The organism is Mycobacterium sp. IDUB_24 (genome assembly GCF_055419385.1).
Window position 1 is genome coordinate 551,474 of the sequence record NZ_JBVAXO010000003.1, and the last position, 25,415, is coordinate 576,888.

A 25,415-nucleotide genomic window follows, 5' to 3' on the forward strand; every position below is an offset into this window, starting at 1 on the left:
GTCACTCGGCGGCGTCGGTGGCCTTTTCGTCGGCGGCCTTTTCGTCGGACTCCTCGGCAGACGCGTCATCGGCAGGCGCGTCGTCGGCACCCTCGCCCTGCGCCGCCTCAGCCGGTCCGAAGAACTCCGTCGTATCGATCACGGTGCCGTCGGTGTCGGTGACGGTGGCGGCGTGCACGACAGCGGCGATCGTCAGCCCGCGGCGCACGTCGGCGAACATGGCCGGCAGCTGGTTGTTCTGCTGCAGGATCTGGATCAGCTGCTGGGGCTCGATGCCGTACTGACGCGACATCAGCACCAGACGCTCGGTGAGATCGTTCTGGCCGACCTGGATGTCGAGCTTGTCGGCGACGGCATCCATCAACAGCTGCGTCTTGACGGCCTTCTCGGCATTCGACTTGTTGTCGGCGTCGAATTCCTCACGGCTGCTGCCCTGTTCGGTCAGCTGCTCGGCGAACTTGTCTTCGTCGTGCTCGAGACCGTGGATCGCGTTGTGCAGGGCGTCGTCGATCTGGGCCTGAACGATCTTCTCCGGCAACGGAACCTCGGTCTGCTCCAGCAGCGTCTCGATGGCCTTGTCGCGGATCTGCTCGGCCTGCTGCACGCTCTTGACCCGGCGAACCTGGTCGGTGAGGCTCTCCTTGAGCTCGCCGATGGTGTCGAATTCGCTTGCCAGCTGGGCGAAGTCGTCGTCGGCCTCGGGCAGCTCGCGCTCCTTGACCGACTTCACGGTCACCGTCACCTCGGCGTCCTTGCCGGCAAACTCACCGGCGGCCAGCTTCGTGGTGAAGACCTTGGACTCGCCGGCCTTCAGACCGGTGATCGCATCGTCGAGGCCCTCGATCAGCTGACCGGAACCGACCTCGTGCGACAGGCCTTCGGTGGCGGCCTCGGGCACCTCGGTGCCGTCGACGGTGGCCGACAGGTCGATCGAGACGAAATCGCCTTCGGCGGCACCGCGGTCGACGCCGGTCAGGGTGCCGAAGCGGGCACGCAGCGACTGCAGCTCGGCGTCGACGGCCTCATCGTCGACCTCGATCGGATCGACGGTGATCTTGAGTGAGTCGAACTCGGGCAGGGTGATCTCGGGACGCACGTCGACCTCGGCGGTGAACGCCAGCTCCTGGCCGTCCTCCAGCTTGGTCACCTCGATCTCGGGCTGACCCAGCGGCTTGACGTCGGAGGCCGTGACGGCCTCGCTGTAGCGGCTCGGCAGCGCGTCGTTGACGACCTGCTCCAGCACCGCACCGCGACCGACACGGGCTTCCAACAACTTGCGCGGGGCCTTGCCCGGACGGAAACCGGGCAGGCGGACCTGCTGGGCCAGCGCCTTGAAAGCGCGGTCGAAATCGGGCTCAAGCTCGGTGAAGGGCACCTCCACGTTGATGCGAACCCGGGTGGGGCTCAACTGCTCGACTGTGCTCTTCACTCTTCCTGCTCCTAGATAGTTCTTTCGCACTGGCGGGTGAGTCGGGGTGACAGGATTTGAACCTGCGGCCTTCCGCTCCCAAAGCGGATGCGCTACCAAGCTGCGCTACACCCCGTGGTGGTCGATCCGCTGCGGCAAAACCCACGAACGGACCACGCGAGATACTACGTGCTCACGGCACGGAGCATTCAATTGGCTTTGATCGGGGGCACACCGGTACAGTGCTGATGCTGCACATGCGGGCGTAGCTCAATGGTAGAGCCCTAGTCTTCCAAACTAGCTACGCGGGTTCGATTCCCGTCGCCCGCTCCACATGAACCGCCCCGCTGGGGCGGTTTTTTGTTTGCCTACCCCCGAATCACTGCGCCGGCCCAGGTGGTGGATCTATGGGAATCAGCGTTATCGGCAGCCAGTGGGTGCCTGGTCCCTCACCTGGGCACCCGACCCCTTCGGTGACCAGGGTGCGCTCTCCGAAGAAGCTGCCGTCGGCGTTCGGGATCCAGTAATCCGAGCGCCGGGCCTGCACTGCGCTGCTCGGGTCACTGCGATCGCAGAAGTAGGGATACTCGCCGCTCGTATCCCAACGTCCGCCGTTCCATCGGTACTCATATGCCACGGGAGCGCCTGGGTTGCGAGCGTGATCGCCCGTGTTGTCCATGCGCGCAACGCATCCATCCGCGGCACAGCTGGTGGTGAATTCGACAGGCACCGTAATCGGATTCATCGGTGTCGGCATTCCGTTGAACGTCTGCTTCGAGAAGTCGATGTACAGGTTGTAGTGCCCGTACAGCGGCGGCGGTTCGACTCGATCCGCATGAGCGACCGGAGACCCGATCGATACGGTCCCCGCAGCGAACGCACCGACGAGGGCGCTTCTCACGGCACTAGTCATCTTTGTCGTCATCACGGTGCGCAGCCTCGATCACTTCGGGTGGCACGGGCTTGGCGAGCCAGGCACGAATCCGCAACAACCCACCGGCAACGGCTCCGATGGCGAACACCGCGGCAAGCACCCAGAGCGCAACGGACACGAGGCCGATTATCGCGCGGTCATAGCGGTCTAAGTGCGGTTTCGAGCCCGGCAATCGGCCATCGCGGACATGTCGGCGCTGCTCGCTCATGCGGCCGGGCCGGGGAGCGATTTACCGACGAGTAGGCGGCTGCTGGGTATCGACTACATCTCGGCGCGGGCGGACAGGCCAAATTCGGAGGAGAGTGGTGTACATCACACCGACGAAAAGGAAGTCGGCTTGAACGAAAGGCAGCGAGATGATCGGAGCAATTATCAGCGCAATCGTCGTCGGCGCGATTATCGGCGTTCTTGCGCGACTCATCATGCCCGGTAGGCAGAACTTGAGCACACTCATGACTGTCCTGCTCGGGATCGCCGGTGCCCTGCTCGGCTCCTGGATCACTTCCGCATTCGGATACAGCAACGCGAACGGCGGGTTCCAGATCATCCCGTTCGTCGTTGGCGTCGTGGTGGCGATCGTGCTGATCGCGGTCTACACCGGCCTTTCGGGCCGACGCGGCACGCCCGTCGGTCACTAGGCAGGGAACCTGAGCTCCGCCGATCGTGTCCCTCGGTCGGCGGAGCCGCCTTTGCGTCATGGTCATCGGGCGCGGGACAAGTTCACCCCGGCCTGGCCCGCCGATTTCTACCGGATGGTCGTTGCCAGGTCGGCGGCACGACCCTGAGGTAGGAAACGACGCGCGCCCGGCCATAGGCACGACCCTGGCACAGAAAACGGTGGCCAAAGCACTCAGAGCGGCGTCTGATCGACAACTGCAGGACACTCCCGATCATCACGGCCCCGTCTCGAATGGTTTTCGATCCGTACTTCGGGGGTGCTTCGCGGTTGCGGCCCACCTACCGTGAGTAACGGGTGGGTTTGACTGACCGATCTTGAAGATGACATGGCCGCGCGCTGAGCAGGTTCTCGCACCGCTGCCGTAAAGCCCCACCTGTGCAGGAGTCGCATGCCCGTACTGACCGCCATCGCAGGCACGTGCGCACCGGAATTCGCCCGAGTGCGCGACGCCTTCGCGGACAACTTCGCCCACCACAATGAGGTCGGCGCCGCTGTCGCGGTCTGGGTCGAGGGCGATCTGGTGGTCAACCTATGGGGTGGATCGGCCGACGCGGCAGGCACCCGACCGTGGCAGCAGGACACCCTGGCCAGCGTGTACTCCGGTTCCAAGGGCCTGGCAAGCACGTGCATCCATCTGTTGGCCGATCGCGGTGAGATCGACCTGGATGCGCCGGTGGCCCGATATTGGCCCGAGTTCGGCCAGGCCGGAAAGCAGAACATCACCATTGCGATGGTGCTCGGTCACCGCTCTGGTGTGATCGGCCCGCGCGAGCCGATGGGCTGGCAGCAGGTGACCGACTGGGACGCGGTATGCACCCGGATCGCCGCCGCAACACCGTGGTGGCCGCCCGGCAGCGCCCAGGGCTACCAGGTCGTGACGTTCGGCTTCATCCTCGGCGAGGTGGTGCGCCGGGTCACCGGCCGCACCATCGGCCAGTATCTGCGCACCGAGATCGCCGAACCGCTGGGCGCGGACATCCACATCGGCCTACCCGCCTGGGACCATCACCGGTGCGCGGAGATGGTGAACAAACCCTCCGTGCGCAGCCTGCTGGCCGACAACCACGTCAACCAACCGCCGGCCTCCCTCGACGACCATCCGATGGCCGGCTGGGCGGTGTCGATGGACTTCGTGCCCGATGACGAGTTGGGTGTGCAGGCCCTGGACGCCTGGCGCGCGGCTGAGTTTCCGAGCACCAACGGGCACGTCTCGGCACTCGGCATGGCTACCTTCTACAACGCGCTGGCCCAGGAGAAGCTGCTCACCCGCGAGCACATGGAGCGGTGCCGGGTCTCCCAGGGCGGATTCGACGTCGACGTGGTGCTGGGCGCGCGGGTGGCCGATCACGGCTGGGGCTTGGGCTACATGCTCAACCAGCGCGGTGTGTCCGGGCCGAACACCGGCATCTTCGGCCACGGCGGGTCGGGTGGCTCGTTCGCCTTCGTCGATCTGGAGCACCGAATCGGCTACGCGTACGTGATGAACTATTTCGACGCCACCAAGTGCAATGCCGATCCGCGCACGGTCGCGCTGTCCAACGAGGTGTACTCCGCTCTCGGCGTAATTTGAGTTCGCTTCGCGAACCCGGAAGCGCCGTTTCCCGTCGGTACGCTGGACGCCATGAACAGCGTTTTGCTGGTACTCATCGTCCTGGTCATCGCCGCGATCGCCTTCGCTGTGTACAGCTCGTCGCAGGCCAACGGCCGCCGATCCGCGGAGTCGCTGGCCGACGCCAAGGCTGACGCGCGCCGGCTGATCGAGCGTCTCGGCGGGCAGGTGCTCAACCTCACCGGCTCGGACGATGCGTCCAAGCAGGCGCTGGCCGACGCCTCCGAGCGCTACACCGCGGCGTCCTCACAGATCGATCAGGCCACCACGGCCAAGCAGGCCGCGCTGGCCAAGGAGAGCGCCATCGAGGGGCTCTATTACGTGCGCGCGGCCCGCACCGCGATGGGCATGGATCCGGGTCCCGAGTTGGAGTCGCTGAGCGGCCAGCGCTCGGCCGGCGAGGTCACCGAAGACCGTCGGATCGCCTTCGAGGGCCGCGAGATCGAGGCCTCCCCCACCCCGTCGCAGCGCACTCCGAACTACTACCCCGGCGGACGGGTGGCCGGTCGCCCGGTGCCCGCCGGTTGGTACTCCGAACCGTGGTGGAAGCCGGCCCTGGTGGCCGGCGCCTGGGGTCTGGGCTCGGTACTGCTGTTCGACGCGATGTTCTCGGGCATGCACGGAGTCGGCTACGGCGCACAGGGTTTCGAAAACGGTTACGGCGACGGCTATTCCGACGGTCTCGCCGCGGGCCAGGACGCCGGTGGCTTCGACGGTGGCGACACCGGCGCTGCCGACGGCGGCGGTGACTGGGGCGGCACGGATGCCAGCGGCTGGGATGGCGGCGGCTTCGACGGTGGTGGCTTCGGCGACTTCGGTGGTGATTTCGGGGGCTTCTGACCCCTGCCGAGCAGACGCTCGGGCTTTAGAGGCGGCTCTCCAGACGCGACGACACACCGGCCTCCTGCAGATCCAGACGCTCCAGCATGGCGCGTACCGCCTCGTCTTCGATCCGGCCTTCGTCACGCTCGGCGATGAGTGCCCCGCGTTGGGCCGCAAGCACATTGCGGTAAAGGCCCGAGAACACCGTGGCCCGTTTGGTGAGCGCCTCGGGATCGGGCATTTCGTCGGCGTCCTGTGAATGCCGGGCGATCACCGCGCGAATCTCGGTCACCACACGAGGATCCAAGCCGTCGGGAGGATCTGCCTCGAACGCGTCGAGAACCTCGTCGGCCGCTTCGTGCACCACTCGCTCGGCCTTGAGTTCTTCTTCGCGGTCGGCGGCGTGGTCGTCGCAGAACCGGGACAGATTCAGCCGGCGGATCAGCAGCGGCAGGGTCCAGCCCTGGATCAGCAGGGTGCCCACGCTCACCACGAAGGCGATGGCCTGGATGGTGGCGCGTTCCGGGAACGGTTCGCCGGAAGCGGTGGTGGCCGGGATCGCGGCCGCCGCTGCCAATGTCACCACTCCGCGCATCCCTGTCCAGGACACGACGAGATTCTCTCGCCAACTCAACGAGCGACGGTCGATCAGAGTGCGCCAGTGCGCCTTGGGCTTTCGTATGCGCCGGCTGAGCACACCTCCGGCGCCGTCGGGAACCGGCGCGCTGAACTTGCTCTCCACGTGCCGGGACAGCTTGTTGCGGCCGAACATCAGGAACACCGACAGCGGGCGGATGAACAGCACGATCACCAACACGATCGCCGAGGCGATGGCGACTTCGGCCAGCGACTCGTGGGCTTCGTTCAGATGTTCCAGTACGAAGCGCAGATGCAGTCCGATGTAGGCGAACACGAATGCCTCAAGCAGAACGTCCAACGAGCTCCATACGTACCGTTCCTGCAGCCGCGTCTGGTATCCCGCACCCATCGCGCCGTTGCCGACCACGAAACCGGCGACCACCACTGCCAGCACGCCCGAGGCGTGCAACTCCTCGGCGGTGATGAACGCCGCGAACGGGACCACCAGTCCCTGCACCGTCTCCAGGCCCGGGTTGTCCAGGTGCTTGCGAATCCACAGCGTCACATAACCCAGCAGTGCCCCGACCAGTGGACCGATGGTGGCGCTGTAGCCGAACAGCAGGAGGGGGTTCTCGATGAAGGTGTGGCTACCCGCCACCTGTGCCACCGCGATGGAGAACAGCGTCAGCGCGGCCGCGTCGTTGATCAGGCTCTCGCCGGTGAGGATCGCCATCACCCGTTTGGGCAGCCCGAGCTTGCGGCCCACCGCGACGGCGGTGACCGCGTCGGGCGGTGCGACGATCGCGCCCAGCACCAGGGCCAGCCCGAAGGTCAACGGCACGAGCACCAGCCACGACGACACCGCTGCCACCGCGAAAGCCGTCACCACGACCAGGCCTACGCCAAGTCCCAGGATCGGACGGATGTTGCGGAAGAACGTCGGGAAGGAGAAGTTCAGCGCCGCCGAGTACAGCAGCGGCGGCAGCACCACCGTCAACAGAATGTGCGAATCGAGTTCAGGCGGTTCGAACCCGGGAAGGAACGAGACCGCGCTACCGATCACCACGATGATCAGGGCGGGTTCCATCCCGCGTCGATGTGCGATTGCTGTGACGAGAATGGCTCCGACGACGACGAGGATCAATTCCACTCCGAGATTGTCCCGTGTCCACGCCGAGGCCGCGCACTCACACCTGGCAGGTCGGGCACCAGAACAGGTTGCGTGCCTCCAATTCGGCGGTGCGCACAGGGGTTCCACACACCCGGCAGGCCTCCCCCGCGCGCCGATACACGTAGGTGCGGGGCCGGCCGGGACCGTAGGCCGGCGCCCCGTGATCGTGCTCGGGGCGGACGACGACGATCTTGCCCCGACGTACGCCGACCTTCATCAGCTCGACGAGATCGGTCCACATGTCGCTGAATTCGGTCTGCCCCAGGTGGGTGCCGGGCCGGTAGGGATCGATGTGGTGACGGAACAGCAGCTCGCTGCGGTATACGTTGCCGACGCCGGCGATTACCGACTGGTCCATCAGCAGCGCGCCGATTGTTCTACGCGACTTGCTGATTCGCGCCCAGGCCAACGCGGGGTCGGCATCCTTGCGCAGTGGGTCGGGACCGAGACGGCCTACCACGTCGGCGATCTCGGGCTCGGCGATCACCTCACACACGGTCGGCCCGCGCAGGTCGGTGCCGTAACCGGCACCCACGATCCGCATCCGCACCTGACCGACCGGCAACCCCAGCGGGACGGGAGCTTCGGTGAACGTCCCGTACAGGCCGAGGTGAATGTGCACCACCCGGCCACCGTCGTAGTGGTGGAACAGGTGTTTGCCCCAGGCGTCGGCCTGTTTGAACACCTGGCCGTTGACCGCGGCCGCACCGTCGGCGAACCGCCCCTGCGGGCTGGACACCACCACTGGTGCCCGGCCGAACCGCTTCTGGTGCAGCCGGGCCAGCCGGTGCAGGGTGTGCCCTTCGGGCATGGGTCAGGCAGGCGCGCCGGGAACCGGCGGGGCTACGTGGTCCTTCTCGTACTCGGCGAGGATGTCGATGCGGCGCTGGTGCCGCTCGGCCTCCGACCACGGCGTCGACAGGAACGCGTCGACGATGGCCAGTGCCTCCTCCTCGGTGTGCATGCGTCCGCCCAGGCCCATCAGCTGCGCGTTGTTGTGCTCGCGGGCCAGCTTGGCGGTCTCGACGCTCCAGGTCAGGGCACAGCGGGCGCCGGGCACTTTGTTCGCGGCGATCTGCTCACCGTTGCCCGAACCGCCCAACACGATGCCGAGGCTGTCCGGGTCCGCGACTGTCTTGACCGCCGCGTCGATGCAGAACGCCGGGTAGTCGTCATCGGCGTCGTAGGCGTAGGCACCGCAGTCGATCGGCTCGTGGCCGGTCTTCTTGAGGTGCTCGATGATGGTCTGCTTGAACTCGAATCCGGCGTGGTCGGCACCGATGTAGACGCGCATGCCGGTCATTCTCTCAGACGACGCGACCCGCCCCGAGCTACCCGATGGTGATGGCGTCGAGGCGTTCCTTGATGAACGCCGATGACGTCACCGGTTCCAAGCCCGCGACCTTGCCGATGGGTGCCTCCAGCGGGGTGACGAGTGCGTCGTGGTTGGCCTCGTAGAAGTAGATCAACGAGACCAGGTCTTCTTCGGGGGCGTGCGGCTGCGGCGGCAGCACGCGGTGCCGGCCCGAGGGCCAACGCCGGCCGCTCCAGTACTCCAGCAGGTCGCCGATGTTGACCGTGAGAGATCCTGGTTCCCACGGCGCGTCCTCCCAGCCCTCCTGCTCCGAGTAGACCTGCAACCCGCCCGCACCCGGCTCGCGGTCCAGGACCGTCACGGTGCCGAAGTCGGTGTGCGGACCGATGCGGAACTGGCCCGCCTCCGGCTCACCCACCACGCTGACCGGCGGATAGTGATTGATGTTCATGGTCCACGTCGGCCGGTCTGCCAGCGCGACAAAGGGATTGACCGCCAGTCCGAGGGCGTGGGCGAACAGCGCCAGCAGGTCGTCAGAGACCTTCCGCATGGCGGCGGTGTACTCGTCCACCAACGACTGCAGCGCGGGAACCTCGGCCGGCCACACGTTGGGGGCGAACCAGATGCGGTCGACGTCGATGTCGCCGGTCGCGGTCTCGGCGCCCAGGCTGTAGCTCTCCTTGAGATCAGGTGGGGTCTCGGTGCCCTCGGCGTAGCCATTGGCCTCGGCTCCCGGCCCGATCCAGCCGTGACCGCCGACCGGCACCGAGTAGCGCTCCTTGACCTCGTGGGACAGCGCGAAGAACTCCCGACTGGCCGCGCGGACCTTGACCGCCAGGTCGGTGTCGACACCGTGGCCGGTGACGACGATGAACCCAGCACGCTGCAGCCCGGCGTCGACCTCGGCGGCGACCGCGTCGGCCTCGGCCCCACCGGCGTACCAGCGGGACATGTCCACAGTTGCGATGGCGCTCATTCGCCGATGTCCTCCGCCCACAGATCCGGCCGCTCGGCGATGAAGTCCTCCATCATTGCCACGCAGCGTTCGTCGTCGAGCAGGGTAACCGCCACTCCGTGCTCGGCCAGCCAGTCATGACCACCGGTGAAGGTTCGGCTCTCCCCGATCACCAAGGCGCCGATGTTGAACTGACGCACCAGCCCGCTGCAGTACCAGCACGGCGAGAGCGTCGTCACCATGATCGTCGACCGGTAGCCGCGCTGACGCCCGGCAGCCCGGAAGGCGTCGGTCTCGGCGTGGATCGACGGGTCGTCGTTTTGCACCCGCCGGTTGTGCCCGGCACCCAGTAGGGTGCCGTCCGAACCGAACAGTGCGGCGCCGATCGGAATACCGCCTTCGGCCAACCCTTTTCGCGCTTCCTCGACGGCGACGTCGAGCATCTGTTCCGGGGTCATGCCGGCACCTTTCGTTCCGCGGTCAGCTTGGATCGGCACAACACCAGGTAGCCGGCACCGGCAATGAGGAACCCGACGAAGAACGTGATGTCGCCCAACTGCGGCAACTCACGCGCGATGTAGCCAACGAACTTCGTCTGGTTGCCGAACAGCGTCACCGACACCACGAGGCCGAGCAGGAACGACGCCAGGCCGGGCCAGTTGGTATAGGACCGGTCGTAGAGGAACTGCGCGACGGGTGCGTCGCCGCGGAGATATTCGTCGGCGAACACCACGCCGAGCCACGGCCCGATCCAGTACGCGATGATCAGCAGGAAAGCCTCGTAACTCGCCGCGGCGTCGGCCAGCGCCCACCGGGCGATGAGAAATCCGACGACCCCGAAGAACGCGGTCGCCAGTGCCCTTGCGATGTGGTGCGGCAGCTTGATCCCGATGGTCACGAAAGCCATTGCGCCCGAATAGATGTTGATTGCGTTGGCGGCGACGGCCCCGATCGCGATCGCGAGCAGGGTCAGGCTCGCCAGCCACGGGGCCAGCTCCGAAGTGAATGCAGTGGTGGGATTGTCCGAGACCGCCGGGCCGATGGTCACCGAGGCCGCACCCACCGTCTGCAACAGCATGCAGGACACGAACAGCCCTGCGGCAGCGAAGAATCCGGTGCGCGGGCCGGCCGCTGACCGCGGCAGGTACCGGGTGTAGTCAGCCGCGTACGGCGCCCAGCCCGCGACGTAGCCGAACGCGGTACCCACGGTGAGCAGAAAACCACCCATACCGCCGACACCGCCGGTGACCGCCGGAGCGCCCAGATCGGCCTTGCTCAGGATCACCACCGAGGTGATCGCGAAGATCACCGCGAGGACCGGGAACGCCCACCGCTCGAAAGCCTGCACCAGGTTGTGCCCGAATACCGCCAGCGTGGTCTGCACCACGACGACGAACACCAGGGCCAGCACCGGTGCGACACCGAACAGGGTAGAGAGTGCGAACGCGCCGCTGACGCTGTTGGTGGCGAACCAGCCGATGCCGGCGGTCACCGTCATCAACAGTGAGGGCACGGCGTTGCCCTTGAAGCCGAACGCCAGCCGGCCCAACACCATCTGCGGCACTCCGTGCAGTGGCCCGCGCTTGGACAGGAAGTAATGCGCGAGCGCGCCGAGACCGGTACCGAGCGCCAGGCCTGCCACCGCCTGCCAGAAGGTCATTCCGTAGACGGAGACCGCCAGCACGCCCAGGAAGATCGTGGCGAATTCCAGGTTCGGCGAGGTCCAGGTCCAGAACAACTGGCTGGGCTTGCCGTGCCGGTCGGCCTCGGCGATGTGCTCGTTACCTCCCGGCTCGACAGCGGCGATCCTGTCGCGGTAGGAACCGTCGGTACTGGGCTCGGCCGCTGTCATCCGTACACCGTGGCGTGAGCCGCGGTGTTACGCAACCGGAATCGCGATTTTTGCCGGGGTTCAGCCCTCAGTCGAACTGCGGAGCCTCCGTGCGGGAGCGCTTGAGCTCCCAGAAATGCGGGTAGGACGCGAATATCACCGACGCGTCCCAGAGCTTGCCGGCCTCTTCGCCACGGGGGATCTTCGAGAGCACCGGACCGAAGAACGCAACGCCGTTGACGTGGATGGTCGGGGTGCCCACATCGTCACCGACGGCGTCCATACCGGCGTGGTGGCTCTTGCGCAGGGCCTCGTCGTACTTGTCGGTGGTGGCCGCCTCGGCCAGTTCGGCGGGCAGGCCGACCTCGTCGAGGGCCTGCGCGATGACGGTGTCGAGGTCCTTGTTGTCCTGGTTGTGAATCCGGAAGCCCATCGCGGTGTAGAGCGGACCGAGGATCTCCGGGCCCTTGAGCTGCTCGGCGGCGATGGCGACCCGGACCGGGCCCCACGCCTTCTTCATCAATTCCTGATAGTTCTCGGGCAGATCGCGGCCCTCGTTGAGCACGGCGAGGCTCATGACGTGGAACTGGACGTCGACATCACGGACCTTCTCGACTTCGAGGATCCAGCGCGAGGTGATCCAGCACCATGGGCACAGCGGGTCGAACCAGAAGCCGGCCACGTCCTTTTGGTCTGCGGCCTTCTGATCGTTGGGTTGATCCTTGGGAGCCATCTACGCGTTCCTCTCGACGTGGTTCAGGGCACATGTGCGTTCAGCACAACTGTGCACCCCTGTCGACATGTTCCCGACGCGAGTAACTATCCGGGTACCTTTTGCGACAACAATGATGGCTGGCATGTCGACATGCATGCTGAAGTCACGGCAGCAGCACAGGAAACGCATAGTGCGCGAACCTTTACCGAAACGTGGTGTTCCTGTGACCCTGGTAAACCACTGTTGCCCAAGTAAGCAGAGCGACGTAAGGGTTCTGCGTGATAGCTGAGGAGCTTAATATGGCCGCTCGTGCCCTCCTGTCGACCGCAGGTGCAGTCGCCGCCGTCCTCGCGTTTGCAGCACCTGCGCAAGCCGATCCCGTCCCGGCCCCGGCCGATCCGAACGACAGCTCGTTCCTGAACGCGCTGAACAACGCCGGAGTGGGCTACGGAGACCCCAACACCGCCGTCCAGATGGGCCAGGACGTGTGTCCGATGCTGGTCGAGCCGGGCAAGGACTTCGCCTCGGTGGCCTCCGAGATGCGCGGCGACGGCGGCATGTCCCCCCAGATGGCGTCGTTCTTCACCGGCATCGCCATCCAGATGTACTGCCCGCAGATGATGTCCTCGATCAGCGACGGTTCGATCCTGAACAACCTGGGTGCGCTGAACGGACTCGCCGGGATCGCCGGCTTCCCCCAGTAGGCCGAGTCCAGCAGACGTCCAGCCACTAAGTTGGACGGGTGGCACTTCCCAATCTCACCCGCGAACAGGCCATCGAGCGCGCCGCTCTGGTCACCGTCGACAACTACCGCGTCATCCTCGACCTCACCGACGGCAACGGCAACCCCGGCGAACGCACCTTCCGGTCCACCACGACTGTGACGTTCGACGCCCTCGCCGGCGCCGACACCTTCATCGACCTGGCGGCCGATACCGTCCGCAGCGCGACGCTCAACGGTGTCGCACTGGACGTATCCGGCTATGACGAATCCGCCGGCATCGTGCTGACCGGCCTGGCCGAACACAACACCCTGGTGGTCGATGCCGACTGCCTGTACTCCAACACCGGCGAGGGCCTGCACCGCTTCGTCGACCCGGTCGACAACGAGGTGTACCTCTACTCGCAGTTCGAGACCGCCGACGCCAAGCGGATGTTCGCCTGCTTCGACCAGCCCGACCTCAAGGCCACCTTCGACGTCCAGGTCACCGCACCCTCGCACTGGCAGGTGATCTCCAACGGAGCCACCACCACCGCCGAGCCCAACGGCTCGGGCACCGTGCACACCTTCGCCACCACCCCGAAGATGAGCACCTACCTCGCGGCACTGATCGCCGGGCCGTACGCGGTGTGGCGCGACTCGTACTCCGATTCCCACGGCGAGATCCCACTGGGCATCTTCTGCCGGGCCTCACTGGCCGAGTTCATGGACGCCGAGCGGCTTTTCACCGAGACCAAGCAGGGTTTTGGCTTCTACCACAAGAACTTCGGCACGCCGTACGCCTTCGGCAAGTACGACCAGCTGTTCGTGCCCGAGTTCAACGCGGGCGCCATGGAGAACGCCGGCGCGGTGACGTTCCTGGAGGACTACGTTTTCCGGTCCAAGGTGACCCGGGCCTCCTACGAGCGCCGCGCCGAGACCGTGCTGCACGAGATGGCCCACATGTGGTTCGGCGACCTGGTCACCATGCAGTGGTGGGATGACCTGTGGCTCAACGAGTCCTTCGCCACGTTCGCATCGGTCCTGTGCCAGGCCGAGGCCACCGAATACGACACCGCGTGGACCACTTTCGCCAATGTGGAGAAGTCCTGGGCGTACCGCCAGGATCAGCTCCCCTCGACCCATCCGGTCGCCGCCGACATCCCGGACCTGGCCGCCGTAGAGGTCAACTTCGACGGCATCACCTACGCCAAGGGCGCCTCGGTGCTCAAGCAGCTGGTGGCCTACGTCGGGCTCGAAGAGTTCCTCTCCGGGCTGCGGGACTACTTCCGCGACCACGCCTTCGCCAACGCTACCTTCGGCGATCTGCTGGGCGCGCTGGAGAAGTCCTCCGGGCGCAACCTGTCGGGCTGGGGCCAACAATGGCTCAAGACAACGGGTTTGAACACGCTGCGGGCTGATTTCGACGTGGATGATTCGGGTGCGTTCACCCGGTTCGCCATCGCGCAGTCGGGTGCGGCACCCGGCGCCGGGGAGACCCGGGTGCACCGCCTGGCCGTCGGTATCTACGACGACGACCCGGCCGGCTCCGGCAAGCTCGTCCGGGTGCACCGCGAGGAGCTCGACGTCGAAGGTCCGGTAACGGACGTTCCTGCCCTGGTCGGTGTTTCGCGCGGGAAGCTGATCCTGGTCAACGATGACGACCTGACCTACTGCTCGCTGCGGCTGGACCCGGCCTCGCTGTCGACCGTGCTGTCTCGGATCGCCGACATCGCCGATCCGCTCCCCCGGACGCTGGCCTGGTCGGCGGCCTGGGAGATGACGCGCGAGGCCGAGATGAAGGCTCGCGACTTCGTCGCCCTGGTGATGAGCGGCATCCATGCCGAATCCGAGGTCGGTGTCGCGCAGCGGCTGCTGATGCAGGCCCAGACCGCGCTCGGTTCCTACGCCGATCCCGCCTGGGCCACCGAAATCGGCTGGCCGGCATTCGGCGATGCGCTGCTCGATCGCGCGCGCGAGTCCGCCCCCGGTTCGGATCACCAGCTCGCCTTCGTGAACGCGCTGTGCACGTCGGTGCTGGCGCCGAACCACGTCGCCGTGCTGTCGACGCTGCTCGACAACGAACCGGCCGACGTGAACATGCCCGGCCTGGTGATCGACACCGACCTGCGCTGGCGGATCGTCACCGCACTCGCCCGCAATGGACAGGTCGACGCCGACGGACCCGAGACGCCGTTCATCGACGCCGAGGCCGAGGCCGACCCGACCGCGGCCGGCAAGCGTCACGCCGCAGCGGCGTCGGCGGCCCGCCCACAGGACGAGGTGAAGTCCGCGGCGTGGGAACAGGTCATCGAGGACGACACCATGGCCAACATCACCACGCGCGCGATCGTCGGTGGTTTCGTGCAGCCCGGTCAAGCCGAGTTGTTGGCTCCGTTCACCACTCGCTACTTCGCCGCGATCTCCGGGGTGTGGGAGCGGCGGTCCAGCGAGGTGGCGCAGACCGTGGTGATCGGGCTGTACCCGTCGTGGGACATCAGCCGTAACGGGCTCGACGCGGCGGACGCTTTCCTGTCCGATCCGGAGGTGCCGCCTGCGCTGCGCCGCCTGGTGATCGAGGGGCGTGCCGGCGTGGAGCGTTCCCTGCGCGCCCGCGCCTTCGACGCCGGGTAGGCCCCCGTTGCACCGCGAGCGTGCGGGTCTGCGTCCCGACACGCCGTGCCAGAGCCGCATTCTGCGCACGCTCGCGGTCATACGCTGTGCCCATGGCGGTCAGTCGAACCCGCGCGGCACGGGCTGCCCGCAAGCGCAAGCGGCGAATGGACCTCGTGGTCCACGACCTCACCGATGAGCAGTGGGACGCCATCAAGGCGGCATGGGGTGGGTGCGCTTACTGCGGAGGCAGCGGCGGCCCGTTTCAGAAGGACTGCGTGATGGCGATCTCGCGCGGCGGGCGCTACACCGTGGACAACGTGGTACCCGCGTGCGCATCGTGCAATGCCAGCAAGTGCAACTTCGAGGTCAGCACCTGGATGCGGCGCAAGCGGCTCGACGAGCGCGAGTTCCTGACCCGCTTCGTCGAGATCCGCCAGGAACTGACGGGTTAGCAGACCGCGAAACGCAGCGAGCGTGCGTGCTTGTCAGCAGACAAACACGCACGCTCGCTGTGCGTAGATAGAGCGGATCAGGCGGGGGCAACGCCGGCCGACAGCACGCGCACCGCGCTGATCAGACCGTCGATCAAGTTGCCTTCCTTGAAGGAAGCAGCAGCCGCCGAGACGCCCAGCGGGGCAGCCTCTTCGATGCCACGGCCCTTGACGTCGGCGCCGTAGACCACCTCGATCGCGTGCTGGTCGGGTGAGACCGCGAGCAGTACCGCGTTGTCGGGGGTAGGCACCTTGGCCAGGATCTCGCGTGCCGCGGCGGCGGTGTCCGCGCCGAGGTCGCCGATGTAGATCGCGAACCGGGCCTTCGCCGCGCGCGAGCCGTACTTCAGCGCGTCGTCGAGGACGACCAGGTCCATGGTCGGGAACGGGTAGTGCACTGACAGCTCACCGGGCTCGGTGACTCCCGAGATCCGACCGCTGTAGGTCAGGGCATAGCCGTAGGGCAGGTCCAGGTCCTGCGTGGCAGTCGCCAGTTCACCACTTGCCACTTGCGCCGCCTCCGATCGTCACGCCGTGTGAATCATGCCCGCCGTGCCCGTGATCCTGCGGCTCCTCGGCAGCCCACAGAATGGGCTCGTGGGTCCACGGCTCGGACATCTTGTAGGTAGTCGGGTGCGGTCCCCTGCGGGTCAAGAAGATCAACGCCAGGACCACGAACAACAACAGCGGAACCCCTCCGAGGAGGGAATGGGTAAGTGCTGTGCTCACGGGCAAACCGTATCAGCCCCGATGTGCCGGCGCGTCGAGAGTGCCCAGCGAGTCGGGCATCATGCCGCACCCTCGCCGAGATAGCGCACCCACGCCGGGTCGAGCTCCTTGATCGTCGACAGCAACCGCCAGTGCTCACCCTTCGGCGGCATCGGCACGCACCGCAGCGACCAGCCCAGTTCGGTCAACAATCGGTCGGCCTTGCGGTGGTTGCACGGTCCGCACGCCGCCACACAGTTCTCCCACGAATGCTCGCCGCCGCGGCTGCGCGGGATCACGTGGTCGACCGTGTCGGCACGCCCGCCGCAGTACGCGCAGCGGAAGCGGTCGCGGTGCATGAGGGCCGCACGGGTCATCGGGATGCGGGCCCGGTACGGCACCCGCACGAATGTGCGCAGCCGGATCACCGAGGGCACCACGATGGTGCGGGTGGCCGAGTGGATGAGGGGTCCCGACGGGTCGTCATGCACGACGTCGGCTTTTCCGCACATCACCATGATCACCGCGCGACGCAGCGGAAGTGCGGTCAGCGGTTCATAGGTGGAGTTGAGCAGCAGGACGCGGCGGCGCCCCCACAGGGACGCGTCGGGAGCGCTGGTGGGAAGTATCTCGACGCTGTGTAGAGGGCGATTGGGCACATGGGGTCCCGAGGGGCCGGGAATGTGGCCGGTCCGTCGTATATGGCCTTTTTTGCTGTGCGCCATGGAGCCTCCGAGGAGATAGTCCACCACGGATCCCGGCAATACGCACGAAAATTCTTCGGGTGTTCGCAGGTCAGTCCAATGAACATGGGGTGACCAGACCGCCGTGACCGGCCCCGACGTCCGCTGGGGCCACAATGGACCACAATGAGTGACGTGACGCAGGTGCAACGATCTTTCTACGACGAAGTCGGGGGCCACGAGACGTTCGCAGCGATCGTGTCGCGTTTCTACCAACTGGTGCGCGAGGACGAGATCCTGCTCCCGCTGTATCCGGAGGACGACATCGACGGCGCCGAGGAACGGCTGCGGATGTTCCTTGAGCAGTACTGGGGTGGGCCCAGGACGTACTCCGACCAGCGCGGCCACCCCCGGTTGCGGATGCGGCACGCCCCGTTCCGGATCGGGTATCTCGAGCGTGACGCCTGGTTGCGCTGCATGCACACCGCGGTGGCCTCGATCGACTCGGCGACTCTGGACGAGCCCCACCGGCAGGCGTTGCTGGATTATCTGAACATGGCCGCGGACTCGATGGTGAACTCGGCGTTCTGACATGCGCCGGTGGTGGGCGGACGCGGTTTTCTACCAGGTCTATCCCCGCTCGTTCCGGGACAGCAACGGCGATGGGGTCGGTGACCTCGACGGGGTGAGCGCCGGGCTGGACTATCTTTCCGCGCTCGGCGTCGATGCCCTGTGGCTCAACCCGGTGATGGTGTCGCCGATGGCCGACCATGGTTACGACGTCGCCGACCCGCGCGACATCGACCCGCTGTTCGGCGGCATCGACGCCCTGGACCGCCTTCTCGACGCCGCTCATGCCCGCGGCATCCGCGTCACCATGGACCTGGTGCCCAACCACACCAGTTCGGCGCACCCGTGGTTCGTCGAGGCTGTGGCCGATCCGCGGCGACGCGACCGCTACATCTTCCGCGACGGCCGTGGCCCGCACGGTGACACGCCACCCAACAACTGGGTGTCGGTGTTCGGCGGACCGGCCTGGACTCGCGTCACCGAACCCGACGGCAGACCGGGCCAGTGGTATCTGCACCTGTTCGACCCCGCCCAGCCCGACCTGAACTGGAACCATCCCGCGGTGTTCGAGGATCTGGAGAAGACGCTGCGGTTCTGGCTCGATCGCGGGGTGGACGGTTTCCGCATCGACGTCGCGCACGGCATGGCCAAACCACCCGAGCTGCCCGACATGGCGGTCACCGACACCGCGCTGCTGGGCAGCAGCGACGACGACCCGCGGTTCGACAACGACAGCGTCCACGACATCCACCGCTTCATCCGGACCGTGTTCGACGACTATCCCGACGCGGTGGCCGTCGGCGAGGTGTGGGTGCACGGCAATGAACGCTTCGCGAAGTACCTGCGTCCCGACGAGCTACACCTCGGCTTCAATTTCCGTCTGGTACAAGCTGATTTCGACGCCGGCGAGGTCCACGACGCGATCGACAACGCGATGGCCGCTGCCGAGCTGGCCGGGGCGACGCCGACCTGGACGCTGTCCAATCACGACGTCGAACGCGAGATCACGCGCTACGGCGGCGCCGCCCGGGGGCTGGCGCGAGCGCGGGCGATGGCCTTGGTGATGCTGGCACTACCGGGCGCGGTATTCGTCTACAACGGCGAGGAACTCGGGCTGGCAAGCGTCGATCTGCCCGACGACGTGCTCCAGGATCCGGTGTGGGAGCGGTCGGGCCACACCGAACGCGGACGCGACGGGTGCCGGGTGCCGATGCCGTGGGCAGGCGATGCCCCGCCGTTCGGGTTCTCCACCAGTTCCGACACCTGGCTGCCGATGCCGGCCGAGTGGGCATCGCTGACGGTGCAGCGTCAGCAGGCCGACCCGACGTCCACTCTGGCGTTCTATCGGCGCGCTATCCAATTACGCTCCAGCCGTGCCGAATTCGCCGGCGATCGGATCGAGCTGGACACCGCCGACGAGGTTCTGACGTTGCGGCGTGAAGGCGGCCTGGTGTGTGTCCTCAACACCGGTCTCGAGCCGGTGCCGCTGCCGCCCGGCCAGGTTCTGCTGAGCAGTGGTGAGCCGACCGAGTCTCTCCTGCCCGCCGATACCGCCGCCTGGGTGGTCCCGACGCCCCGCGAGCACACATAAAACTGCCCATTCTCAGGGCGAAATGGGCAGTTTATGTCTGCTCGCGAGAGGAAATCAGCCGAGGATCAGGGCGGCACTTTCGCGGCGGCGGTAGACCGACCCGAACCGGGCGTCGATACGCAGCCACGACGGGTGTGCGCGGACCCGGACAATCTCCCCTTCACTCACCTCGTTGCCGGTCTGCGGCAGAAAACCCATGGCGGTCAACGCGAAAACACATCGCATGGGCACTCCGACGGCGACGTCACCCGCGCTGACCGCGATGACCTCCTGGTCCAGCAGTGACGCCGGCGGCCCGTGGGCACTGCCATGCTCACGGGCGAGTGCGCCGCCCTGCTGAGCCAGGTCGAGCATCACCCGCGCGGGGACGTCGTCGAGGTGGACGAATCCGTCCTCGGGTGGCAGACCACCGCGCCAGGCTGAGTCCATCGGGAAGCCGGTCTCGACGTATCCGTTTCTCGCAGTGGACAACCCGGACACCACAGCGTCGGCTCCCGCGGACAGGTCCGATGGGCGCACCCGACCGCGCACCACCCGGCTGGCCAACACCTCAAGCCCGGTCGCCACCCAGGCCACCGCCGCGCCGGCATCGCTCCGCTCCCGCAACCGCACCACCGCGGCGTCGTCCAACCGCAGCGCACGGTCGAGGAACGTCGCAAGATCCGCACGGTCCCGCGGATCATCGATCCACAGACCGCGCTCGGGGGCGGTCATCGCAGGTGACTCTCCAGATAGCCGCGCTGCTCGGCCGTCAGACGTTCCAGACGTTGCTCTGCGATGTGAACCGCGGCCAATTGGGTCTCGCCGATCACCGACGGCTTGGAGTCAGGATCGGCGTGCAGTGAGCGCACCTCGTAGCCGATGGTGAAGTCGACGGCCCGCACCCGCTTGGACCACATGGTCACCTGTAGCGGTGAGTCCACGAGCCGCAGCTGCCCCTTGTAGGCGATATTGACCTCGGCGATCAGTAGACCGATGGTTTCGATCGTGGCGCCGAAGGGCTCACGCAGAAACGGTATGCGGGCCTCTTCGAGAAGAGTCACCATCGTGGCGTGATTGATGTGCTGGTACATGTCGATGTCCGACCAGCGCACATGCACCGGCGTAGTAAAGCTCACGCAGTCGTTCCCGTTCCACTAGTTCGTGTCATGCTGCGGATCTGCCGCGCCGCCACAGAGAGCGTCGCCAAATCCTGCTCACCATCTTGGTATATCTCGGTCAGCGTCCGGCGGGCGCGGGTCACCCGGGAGCTGTTGGTCAGCTCCCACTCGGCGATCTTCTCCTCACCGGTCTCGTCGGGCTCACCGACCGCGAGCACATCGAAGCACAGCGCGCGCAGCGAACCGTAGATGTCGTCGCGAATCGCCAACCGCGCCAAGGAATGCCACCGATCGTCTCGGCTCAGTCGGGAGACCGCGGTGAGCAGCCCGTCGGAACTGAGGTGGTCCATCAACGCGAAATAGGTGTCGGCCACTTCGGTGGGCTCACGGTCCACGATGTCGGAGATGTCGATCACATCGAGCAGGCTGTACTGGTACAGCCCGGTGGCCACCGCGTAGGCCAGATCGTCGGGGACGCCCTGCGCGGCGAATTCGCCGGCCTCTTTCTCGACGATCGCCTTATCGTCACCACGCAGCCATTGCGGCATGTGAGGGCGCAGAGCGGACACCTTGGCGGCGAACCGGTTGATCTCGGCGCCGACGGCCAACGGCTGCGGACGGTAGTTGAGCAGCCAGCGCCCGGCTCGGTCGACCAGCCGGCGCAGGTCCAAGGTCATGCGGTCGGTGACGATCACCGGCACCCCGGCGTCGCCCGCGGCCTGGATCCGGCGCCAGATTTCACCGATCCCGAAGATGGCATCGGTGGCGACATAGCTGCGCACCGCGTCGACCGGGCCGACCCCGACGTCCTCGGTGATGCGGTAGGCGTAACTGATCCCGCTGGTGTCGACGAGATCGTTGACCAGCATGGTGGTGGCGATCTCCCGGCGCAGCTGATGCGACCGGATCTCACCGGTGAACTGTTCACGCAGCTTCTCCGGGAAGTACTGCGGCAGCCGGGACGCGAACACCTCCTGATCGGGCAGGTCACTGGCCAGCACGTCGTCTTTGAGATTCAGTTTGACGTGAGCCATCAGCGTGGCCAATTCCGGTGAGGTCAAACCGATTCCGGCATCGATCCGGCGCCGGATCTCCTTCTCCGAGGGCAATGCCTCCAGCTCGCGGTTGAGTCCACGGTTGGCCACGAACTCCTTGATCATCCGGGCGTGCACCGAGAGCATGCTCGCGGCGTTGGCCCGGCTGGTGCCCATGAGATCGTTCTGGTGCTTGTTGTCGGTCAGTACCAGGGCGCCGACCTCGTCGGTCATCGACAGCAGCAAATCGGTGCGCTGACCGGGCTTGATCTGGCCAGCTGTGACCAGCGAGTCGATCAGGATCTTGATGTTGACCTCGTGGTCCGAACAGTCGACGCCCGCAGAGTTGTCCAGCGCGTCGGTGTTGATCCGTCCGCCGGCCAGATCGAATTCGATACGCCCCAGCGAGGTCACGCCGAGATTGCCGCCCTCACCGATGACCTTGGCCCGCACCTCGTTACCGCACACCCGGATCTGGTCGTTGGCGCGATCGCCTACGTCGGCCTCGGTCTCGGCTTTGACGTAGGTGCCGATGCCGCCGTTCCACAGCAGGTCCACCGGAGCCTTGAGAATGGCCCTCATCAGCGCGGGCGGCGTGAGTTCCTCGATTTCCGCATCGAGCCCGAGTGCGGCGCGAACCTGCGGGCTGATCGGAATCGACTTCTGCTGACGGCTGAAGACACCGCCACCCTCACTGATCAACGCCTTGTCGTAGTCCTCCCAACTGGACCGGGGCAGGTCGAACAGGCGCTTGCGCTCCACCCAGGACCGCGCGGCGTCGGGGTTGGGATCGATGAAGATGTGCCGGTGGTCGAAGGCGGCGATCAGCCGGATGTGCTTCGAGAGCAACATGCCGTTGCCGAACACGTCACCGCTCATGTCGCCGACGCCGACGACAGTGAAGTCCTGGCTCTGGGTGTCGACCCCCATCTCCCGGAAGTGGCGCTTCACCGACTCCCAGGCACCTTTGGCGGTGATGCCCATGGCCTTGTGGTCATAACCGATGGAACCGCCCGAGGCGAACGCGTCGCCCAGCCAGAACCCGTAGGACTTGGCGACCTCGTTGGCGATGTCGGAGAACGTGGCCGTGCCCTTGTCGGCCGCGACCACCAGATAAGCGTCCTCCCCGTCGCGGCGCACCACCTCCGGTGGCGTGACGACGGCACCGGTCCCCTTGTCGACGTTGTCGGTCACGTCGAGCAACCCGGAGATGAAAAGTTGGTAGCACGCAACGCCTTCGGCGCGCGTCGCTTCCCGGTCGACGGCTGCGTCGCCGGTCGGCTCGGGTGGCCGCTTGACCACGAACCCGCCCTTGGCGCCGACCGGCACGATGACGGCGTTCTTCACAGCCTGGGCCTTGACCAAGCCGAGGATCTCGGTGCGGAAGTCTTCGCGGCGGTCCGACCAGCGCAACCCGCCGCGCGCCACGAACCCGAACCGCAGGTGCACGCCTTCGACGCGGGGCGAATACACGAAGATCTCGAACTTGGGCCGCGGCAGCGGCAGTTCGTTGATCAGGCCCGGGTTCAGCTTCATCGACACGACACCGCGTTGCCGCGCCGAATCGGGCTGCTGCACAAAGTAGTTGGTGCGCAGGGTAGCTTGGATCAAGGTGGCGAAGGCCCTGAGCACCCGGTCGGTGTCCAGGCTCACCAACGCGTCGATGTCTGCGGCCACCGCGGCAGCTGCCCCCTGGGCATCGCGGGCCCCCGCGGTGTCCTCGGAGGGGTCGAACAGCGCCTCGAACAGCTGCACCAGCGACTGCGTGGTGTGCGGATTCTCGTTGACCACCGACTCGATGTGCGACTGACTGTACGGAAAACCGGCCTGGCGCAGGTACTTCGCGTAGGCGCGCAGGATCACCACCTGTTGCCAGGTGAGATCGGCGCGCAGCACCAGTTCGTTGAACCGGTCTACCTCCACCCAGCCGTTCCAGATCGCGGTCACCGCATCGGCGAATCGTTGGGCAGTGGCCTCGCGCGAAGCGGCGTCGGGCGCCCCGGGGAGACTGCGCTGCCGGGCGACCTTGAACTGATAGATCCAGACCGGCAGGCCGTCGGCCCGCCGGACCGTGAATGGGCGCTCCTCCAGCACCACCACACCCATCGACTGCAGCATCGGCAGGAGTTCGCTCAGCGAGGCCGACTGGCCGCCCAGGTACCAGGTGAGCTGGGCGCCACGGTCGACACCGTCGTCGTCACCTTCACTAAACACCAACTTCACCGAATTGTCCTGCAGGGCTTCGATGATCGCGATGTCGGCGATGGCATCCGCCGGCGCAACGGCTTGCCGGTAGTCCTCCGGGAAGGCTGAGGCATAGTGCTCGACGGCGGCCGGGGTGAGCGCCGCGTGCGCTGCCGCGCTGGTCATCCGGTCACCCCAGTTGCGGGTGGCCTCGGTCAGCAGGTTCTGGATCCGGTTCTCGTTCTCGCTCGAGGTGTCCACGGTGTGCGAGACCGCACCGTCGGGTAGGCGCACAATGAAATGGACTACTGCCCAGGGCGATTCGCTGACCCGCGCCGAGTAGTCGATGCTCTCACCACCGAGCTCGCGCACCAGGATGTCCTGCATTTCGAGCCGCACCGCAGTGGTGTAACGGTCTCGCGGCAGGTACACCAGGCAGGACACGAAGTGCGCCAGCTGATCCGCGCGCAGGAACAGTAGGGTCCGGCGCCGCGACCCGAGGTCCACCACCGTCAGCGCCATGTCCAGCAGCTGCTTGGAACTCAGCGCGAACAGTTCGGGGCGCGGGATGGTCTGGACGATGTCACGCAGCAGCTGGCCGGGGTGGCTCGGATCGCGCCGGGCCATGGCCAGCGCCTCCTCTACCCGCCGCGAGATCAACGGGATGTCCAGCACGTTGGCGTTCATCGCGGCCACGGTGAACAGGCCGACAAAACGATGCTCGGTAGCGGTGACATCACGCCGTTCGCCGCCGCTCTCGCGAACGACGACGATGTATGGATTGGCGCCGTAGCGCACATAGCTCGGCATGGTGGCCTGCGCCAGCACCATCAGATCATCGGCGGCAGTGAGCGGCGGGAGCACATCCTCGCGCAGCTTGAGTACACCGAGCCGGCTGCCCGGATCGACCGTGGCGCGCCCGTCGCTGATCGCGCACTGCTGATACCCCAGCAGCACGAAATGTCCGTCGGACAGCCAGCGCAGGAGTGCGGCGACATCCCTGCGGTCGGCATTGGGGAACCGGCCCTCGACATCGGTGGCCACATCGTTGGCCAGGGCATGGAGCGCGGCGCCCATCGCCGCGGAGTCCATGCCGATCTGGCGGGCCTCGGCGAGCACGCCGGGCAGCAACCGAACCACCTCGGTGAGCGCGGGGCCGTCGGCCGCCCCGATCACCGGGACGAGGATCCAGCACTCGTCGACGCCGTCCCCTCCGGTGGCCTCGGCCGCAGGCCGGAAGTCAAGCAGTGCGCCATCGGCGTCGCGGTGCACCCGAAAGACCGGGTTCATGATGGCCGGGTAGGCGATGCCGTTGCGGTGCAGCAGCACTGTCACCGAATCGACCAGCATCGCTGTCTGCTCGGTGACGATCTGCAGCGCCGGGCCCGAGTCGGCATCGCCCGGATACACCGCGACCTTGGTCTCCCCCGGCGCCCGGTGGCTGCCCAGCGCGTACTGGGCAACGACCGTGCCGTCGGAGACCAGTCGCTCGGCGACACCGGAGGCCTGGGGACCGGTAGCGGCGATTCCGGGCGCGTCGACCTGAGGAGCCCGGTAGGTGGACAGGAAGGCCAGCGCAAGGCGGTGGATCACCTCAGGCGGCGCCTGTAAATCAGCCAAGCCGCTAATCCCCTGCCCTGAAACAGCTCCCGGTTCGGTCGCCATACGGATCACTCCTGACTCACGCCCATCCACCGGCTTCGGTGCGTAGCTGCGACAC

The 25,415-nt window shown here is 66.5% G+C and carries 24 protein-coding genes and 2 tRNA genes; 9 read left to right on the plus strand and 17 right to left on the minus strand.

Annotated features, from left to right (window positions below; all coding sequences use genetic code 11):
• Position 1: 1 nt before the first annotated feature.
• A complete protein-coding gene (gene tig, locus ACZYZF_RS15080; protein ID WP_463747557.1) occupies positions 2-1,429 on the minus strand; it encodes a trigger factor in 1,428 nt (475 codons plus the stop codon).
• A 41-nt stretch (positions 1,430-1,470) separates the two neighbouring features.
• Positions 1,471-1,544, minus strand: a tRNA-Pro gene (locus tag ACZYZF_RS15085).
• Positions 1,545-1,667: 123 nt separating this feature from the next.
• Between ACZYZF_RS15085 and ACZYZF_RS15090 the strand changes: the two genes are divergently transcribed.
• A tRNA-Gly gene (locus tag ACZYZF_RS15090) sits at positions 1,668-1,741 on the plus strand.
• Positions 1,742-1,787: 46 nt separating this feature from the next.
• Here the strand turns inward: ACZYZF_RS15090 and ACZYZF_RS15095 are convergent.
• Both ACZYZF_RS15095 and ACZYZF_RS15100 read right to left on the minus strand, forming a co-directional pair.
• Positions 1,788-2,321 (minus strand): MBOE_33420 family protein, encoded by a 534-nt coding sequence (locus ACZYZF_RS15095; RefSeq protein ID WP_463747556.1) that lies wholly within the window; start codon positions 2,319-2,321, stop codon positions 1,788-1,790.
• Positions 2,314-2,460: a hypothetical protein gene (locus ACZYZF_RS15100; protein ID WP_088304406.1), complete on the minus strand. Its 147-nt coding sequence runs from the start codon at positions 2,458-2,460 to the stop codon at positions 2,314-2,316. The genes ACZYZF_RS15095 and ACZYZF_RS15100 overlap by 8 nt, the downstream gene beginning before the upstream one ends.
• 238 nt (positions 2,461-2,698) lie before the next feature.
• Here ACZYZF_RS15100 and ACZYZF_RS15105 point away from each other — a divergent pair, with 238 nt between their 5' ends.
• The 3 genes from ACZYZF_RS15105 (at position 2,699) to ACZYZF_RS15115 (ending at position 5,470) form a co-directional block, all read left to right on the plus strand.
• Positions 2,699-2,980 (plus strand): GlsB/YeaQ/YmgE family stress response membrane protein, encoded by a 282-nt coding sequence (locus tag ACZYZF_RS15105; protein ID WP_039380771.1) that lies wholly within the window; start codon positions 2,699-2,701, stop codon positions 2,978-2,980.
• Between the two features lie 429 nt (positions 2,981-3,409).
• Complete coding sequence (locus tag ACZYZF_RS15110) at positions 3,410-4,591, plus strand: serine hydrolase domain-containing protein (protein ID WP_463747555.1); 1,182 nt, start codon at positions 3,410-3,412, stop codon at positions 4,589-4,591.
• Between the two features lie 51 nt (positions 4,592-4,642).
• The gene (locus ACZYZF_RS15115; protein WP_463836143.1) at positions 4,643-5,470 is read left to right on the plus strand and encodes a DUF1542 domain-containing protein; all 828 of its coding nucleotides are present in this window, start codon (positions 4,643-4,645) and stop codon (positions 5,468-5,470) included.
• Positions 5,471-5,495: 25 nt separating this feature from the next.
• Here the strand turns inward: ACZYZF_RS15115 and ACZYZF_RS15120 are convergent, their stop codons facing one another.
• The 7 genes from ACZYZF_RS15120 to ACZYZF_RS15150 form a co-directional block, all read right to left on the minus strand.
• Positions 5,496-7,181 (minus strand): cation:proton antiporter, encoded by a 1,686-nt coding sequence (locus ACZYZF_RS15120; RefSeq protein WP_463836144.1) that lies wholly within the window; start codon positions 7,179-7,181, stop codon positions 5,496-5,498.
• A gap of 37 nt (positions 7,182-7,218) precedes the next feature.
• Entirely contained in the window at positions 7,219-8,013 is a 795-nt protein-coding gene (locus ACZYZF_RS15125; RefSeq protein ID WP_463836145.1) for an Fpg/Nei family DNA glycosylase, read from the minus strand.
• Positions 8,014-8,016: 3 nt separating this feature from the next.
• A complete protein-coding gene (locus ACZYZF_RS15130) occupies positions 8,017-8,496 on the minus strand; it encodes a ribose-5-phosphate isomerase (RefSeq protein WP_463747551.1) in 480 nt (159 codons plus the stop codon).
• Between the two features lie 37 nt (positions 8,497-8,533).
• A complete protein-coding gene (locus ACZYZF_RS15135; RefSeq protein WP_463836146.1) occupies positions 8,534-9,493 on the minus strand; it encodes an isopenicillin N synthase family dioxygenase in 960 nt (319 codons plus the stop codon).
• The gene (locus ACZYZF_RS15140) at positions 9,490-9,930 is read right to left on the minus strand and encodes a nucleoside deaminase (protein ID WP_055115642.1); all 441 of its coding nucleotides are present in this window, start codon (positions 9,928-9,930) and stop codon (positions 9,490-9,492) included. The genes ACZYZF_RS15135 and ACZYZF_RS15140 overlap by 4 nt, the downstream gene beginning before the upstream one ends.
• The gene (locus tag ACZYZF_RS15145; protein WP_463747549.1) at positions 9,927-11,324 is read right to left on the minus strand and encodes a purine-cytosine permease family protein; all 1,398 of its coding nucleotides are present in this window, start codon (positions 11,322-11,324) and stop codon (positions 9,927-9,929) included. The genes ACZYZF_RS15140 and ACZYZF_RS15145 overlap by 4 nt, the downstream gene beginning before the upstream one ends.
• Before the next feature lie 67 nt (positions 11,325-11,391).
• Positions 11,392-12,036 carry a mycothiol-dependent nitroreductase Rv2466c family protein gene (locus tag ACZYZF_RS15150; protein ID WP_463747548.1) on the minus strand — a complete coding sequence of 215 codons (645 nt, stop codon included), beginning with the start codon at positions 12,034-12,036 and terminating at the stop codon, positions 11,392-11,394.
• A gap of 281 nt (positions 12,037-12,317) precedes the next feature.
• On the opposite strand from ACZYZF_RS15150, the gene ACZYZF_RS15155 reads away from it, so the two are divergent.
• The 3 genes from ACZYZF_RS15155 to ACZYZF_RS15165 all read left to right on the plus strand — a co-directional run bounded on the left by ACZYZF_RS15155 (position 12,318) and on the right by ACZYZF_RS15165 (position 15,786).
• Positions 12,318-12,722 (plus strand): DUF732 domain-containing protein, encoded by a 405-nt coding sequence (locus tag ACZYZF_RS15155; protein WP_463747547.1) that lies wholly within the window; start codon positions 12,318-12,320, stop codon positions 12,720-12,722.
• Between the two features lie 38 nt (positions 12,723-12,760).
• Positions 12,761-15,352 (plus strand): aminopeptidase N, encoded by a 2,592-nt coding sequence (gene pepN / locus ACZYZF_RS15160; RefSeq protein WP_463836147.1) that lies wholly within the window; start codon positions 12,761-12,763, stop codon positions 15,350-15,352.
• A 92-nt stretch (positions 15,353-15,444) separates the two neighbouring features.
• Positions 15,445-15,786, plus strand: coding sequence for an HNH endonuclease (locus tag ACZYZF_RS15165; RefSeq protein ID WP_463747545.1), 342 nt, complete (start codon positions 15,445-15,447; stop codon positions 15,784-15,786).
• Positions 15,787-15,863: 77 nt separating this feature from the next.
• Here the strand turns inward: ACZYZF_RS15165 and ACZYZF_RS15170 are convergent, their stop codons facing one another.
• The 3 genes from ACZYZF_RS15170 to ACZYZF_RS15180 are packed head-to-tail and all read right to left on the minus strand — an operon-like array spanning position 15,864 to position 17,258.
• On the minus strand, positions 15,864-16,334 hold the full coding sequence (locus ACZYZF_RS15170; protein WP_463836148.1) for a DUF5130 domain-containing protein: 471 nt from the start codon (positions 16,332-16,334) through the stop codon (positions 15,864-15,866).
• Entirely contained in the window at positions 16,321-16,554 is a 234-nt protein-coding gene (gene ctaJ / locus ACZYZF_RS15175) for an aa3-type cytochrome oxidase subunit CtaJ (RefSeq protein ID WP_463747543.1), read from the minus strand. Before ctaJ ends, ACZYZF_RS15170 begins: the two co-directional genes overlap by 14 nt.
• A gap of 59 nt (positions 16,555-16,613) precedes the next feature.
• Positions 16,614-17,258, minus strand: coding sequence for an HNH endonuclease (locus tag ACZYZF_RS15180; protein WP_463836149.1), 645 nt, complete (start codon positions 17,256-17,258; stop codon positions 16,614-16,616).
• A gap of 162 nt (positions 17,259-17,420) precedes the next feature.
• Here ACZYZF_RS15180 and ACZYZF_RS15185 point away from each other — a divergent pair, with 162 nt between their 5' ends.
• Both ACZYZF_RS15185 and ACZYZF_RS15190 read left to right on the plus strand, forming a co-directional pair.
• The gene (locus ACZYZF_RS15185) at positions 17,421-17,807 is read left to right on the plus strand and encodes a globin (protein WP_196808296.1); all 387 of its coding nucleotides are present in this window, start codon (positions 17,421-17,423) and stop codon (positions 17,805-17,807) included.
• Position 17,808: 1 nt separating this feature from the next.
• On the plus strand, positions 17,809-19,377 hold the full coding sequence (locus tag ACZYZF_RS15190; protein WP_463836150.1) for a glycoside hydrolase family 13 protein: 1,569 nt from the start codon (positions 17,809-17,811) through the stop codon (positions 19,375-19,377).
• A gap of 54 nt (positions 19,378-19,431) precedes the next feature.
• On the opposite strand, the gene ACZYZF_RS15195 is transcribed toward ACZYZF_RS15190, so the two are convergent.
• Genes ACZYZF_RS15195 through ACZYZF_RS15205 form a run of 3 tightly spaced genes read right to left on the minus strand, consistent with a single transcriptional unit; the run spans position 19,432 to position 25,360 of the window.
• Positions 19,432-20,091 carry a DUF8185 domain-containing protein gene (locus ACZYZF_RS15195; protein ID WP_463747540.1) on the minus strand — a complete coding sequence of 220 codons (660 nt, stop codon included), beginning with the start codon at positions 20,089-20,091 and terminating at the stop codon, positions 19,432-19,434.
• Positions 20,088-20,495: an acyl-CoA thioesterase gene (locus tag ACZYZF_RS15200; RefSeq protein WP_463747539.1), complete on the minus strand. Its 408-nt coding sequence runs from the start codon at positions 20,493-20,495 to the stop codon at positions 20,088-20,090. The genes ACZYZF_RS15195 and ACZYZF_RS15200 overlap by 4 nt, the downstream gene beginning before the upstream one ends.
• A complete protein-coding gene (locus ACZYZF_RS15205; protein ID WP_463836151.1) occupies positions 20,492-25,360 on the minus strand; it encodes an NAD-glutamate dehydrogenase in 4,869 nt (1,622 codons plus the stop codon). The genes ACZYZF_RS15200 and ACZYZF_RS15205 overlap by 4 nt, the downstream gene beginning before the upstream one ends.
• Positions 25,361-25,415 lie beyond the last annotated feature (55 nt).

Bases quoted from the DNA above. Each gene is read 5' to 3' on its own strand.
- ACZYZF_RS15205 (WP_463836151.1), bottom strand. From the start codon at position 25,360: ATGGCGACCGAACCGGGAGCTGTTTCAGGGCAGGGGATTAGCGGCTTG.
- ACZYZF_RS15125 (WP_463836145.1), bottom strand. From the start codon at position 8,013: ATGCCCGAAGGGCACACCCTGCACCGGCTGGCCCGGCTGCACCAGAAG.
- ACZYZF_RS15115 (WP_463836143.1), top strand. From the start codon at position 4,643: ATGAACAGCGTTTTGCTGGTACTCATCGTCCTGGTCATCGCCGCGATC.
- ACZYZF_RS15130 (WP_463747551.1), bottom strand. From the start codon at position 8,496: ATGCGCGTCTACATCGGTGCCGACCACGCCGGATTCGAGTTCAAGCAG.
- ACZYZF_RS15135 (WP_463836146.1), bottom strand. From the start codon at position 9,493: ATGAGCGCCATCGCAACTGTGGACATGTCCCGCTGGTACGCCGGTGGG.
- ACZYZF_RS15140 (WP_055115642.1), bottom strand. From the start codon at position 9,930: ATGACCCCGGAACAGATGCTCGACGTCGCCGTCGAGGAAGCGCGAAAA.
- ACZYZF_RS15165 (WP_463747545.1), top strand. From the start codon at position 15,445: ATGGCGGTCAGTCGAACCCGCGCGGCACGGGCTGCCCGCAAGCGCAAG.
- ACZYZF_RS15145 (WP_463747549.1), bottom strand. From the start codon at position 11,324: ATGACAGCGGCCGAGCCCAGTACCGACGGTTCCTACCGCGACAGGATC.
- ACZYZF_RS15105 (WP_039380771.1), top strand. From the start codon at position 2,699: ATGATCGGAGCAATTATCAGCGCAATCGTCGTCGGCGCGATTATCGGC.
- ACZYZF_RS15155 (WP_463747547.1), top strand. From the start codon at position 12,318: ATGGCCGCTCGTGCCCTCCTGTCGACCGCAGGTGCAGTCGCCGCCGTC.
- ACZYZF_RS15110 (WP_463747555.1), top strand. From the start codon at position 3,410: ATGCCCGTACTGACCGCCATCGCAGGCACGTGCGCACCGGAATTCGCC.
- ACZYZF_RS15095 (WP_463747556.1), bottom strand. From the start codon at position 2,321: ATGACTAGTGCCGTGAGAAGCGCCCTCGTCGGTGCGTTCGCTGCGGGG.
- ACZYZF_RS15180 (WP_463836149.1), bottom strand. From the start codon at position 17,258: ATGGCGCACAGCAAAAAAGGCCATATACGACGGACCGGCCACATTCCC.
- ACZYZF_RS15195 (WP_463747540.1), bottom strand. From the start codon at position 20,091: ATGACCGCCCCCGAGCGCGGTCTGTGGATCGATGATCCGCGGGACCGT.
- ACZYZF_RS15190 (WP_463836150.1), top strand. From the start codon at position 17,809: ATGCGCCGGTGGTGGGCGGACGCGGTTTTCTACCAGGTCTATCCCCGC.
- ACZYZF_RS15150 (WP_463747548.1), bottom strand. From the start codon at position 12,036: ATGGCTCCCAAGGATCAACCCAACGATCAGAAGGCCGCAGACCAAAAG.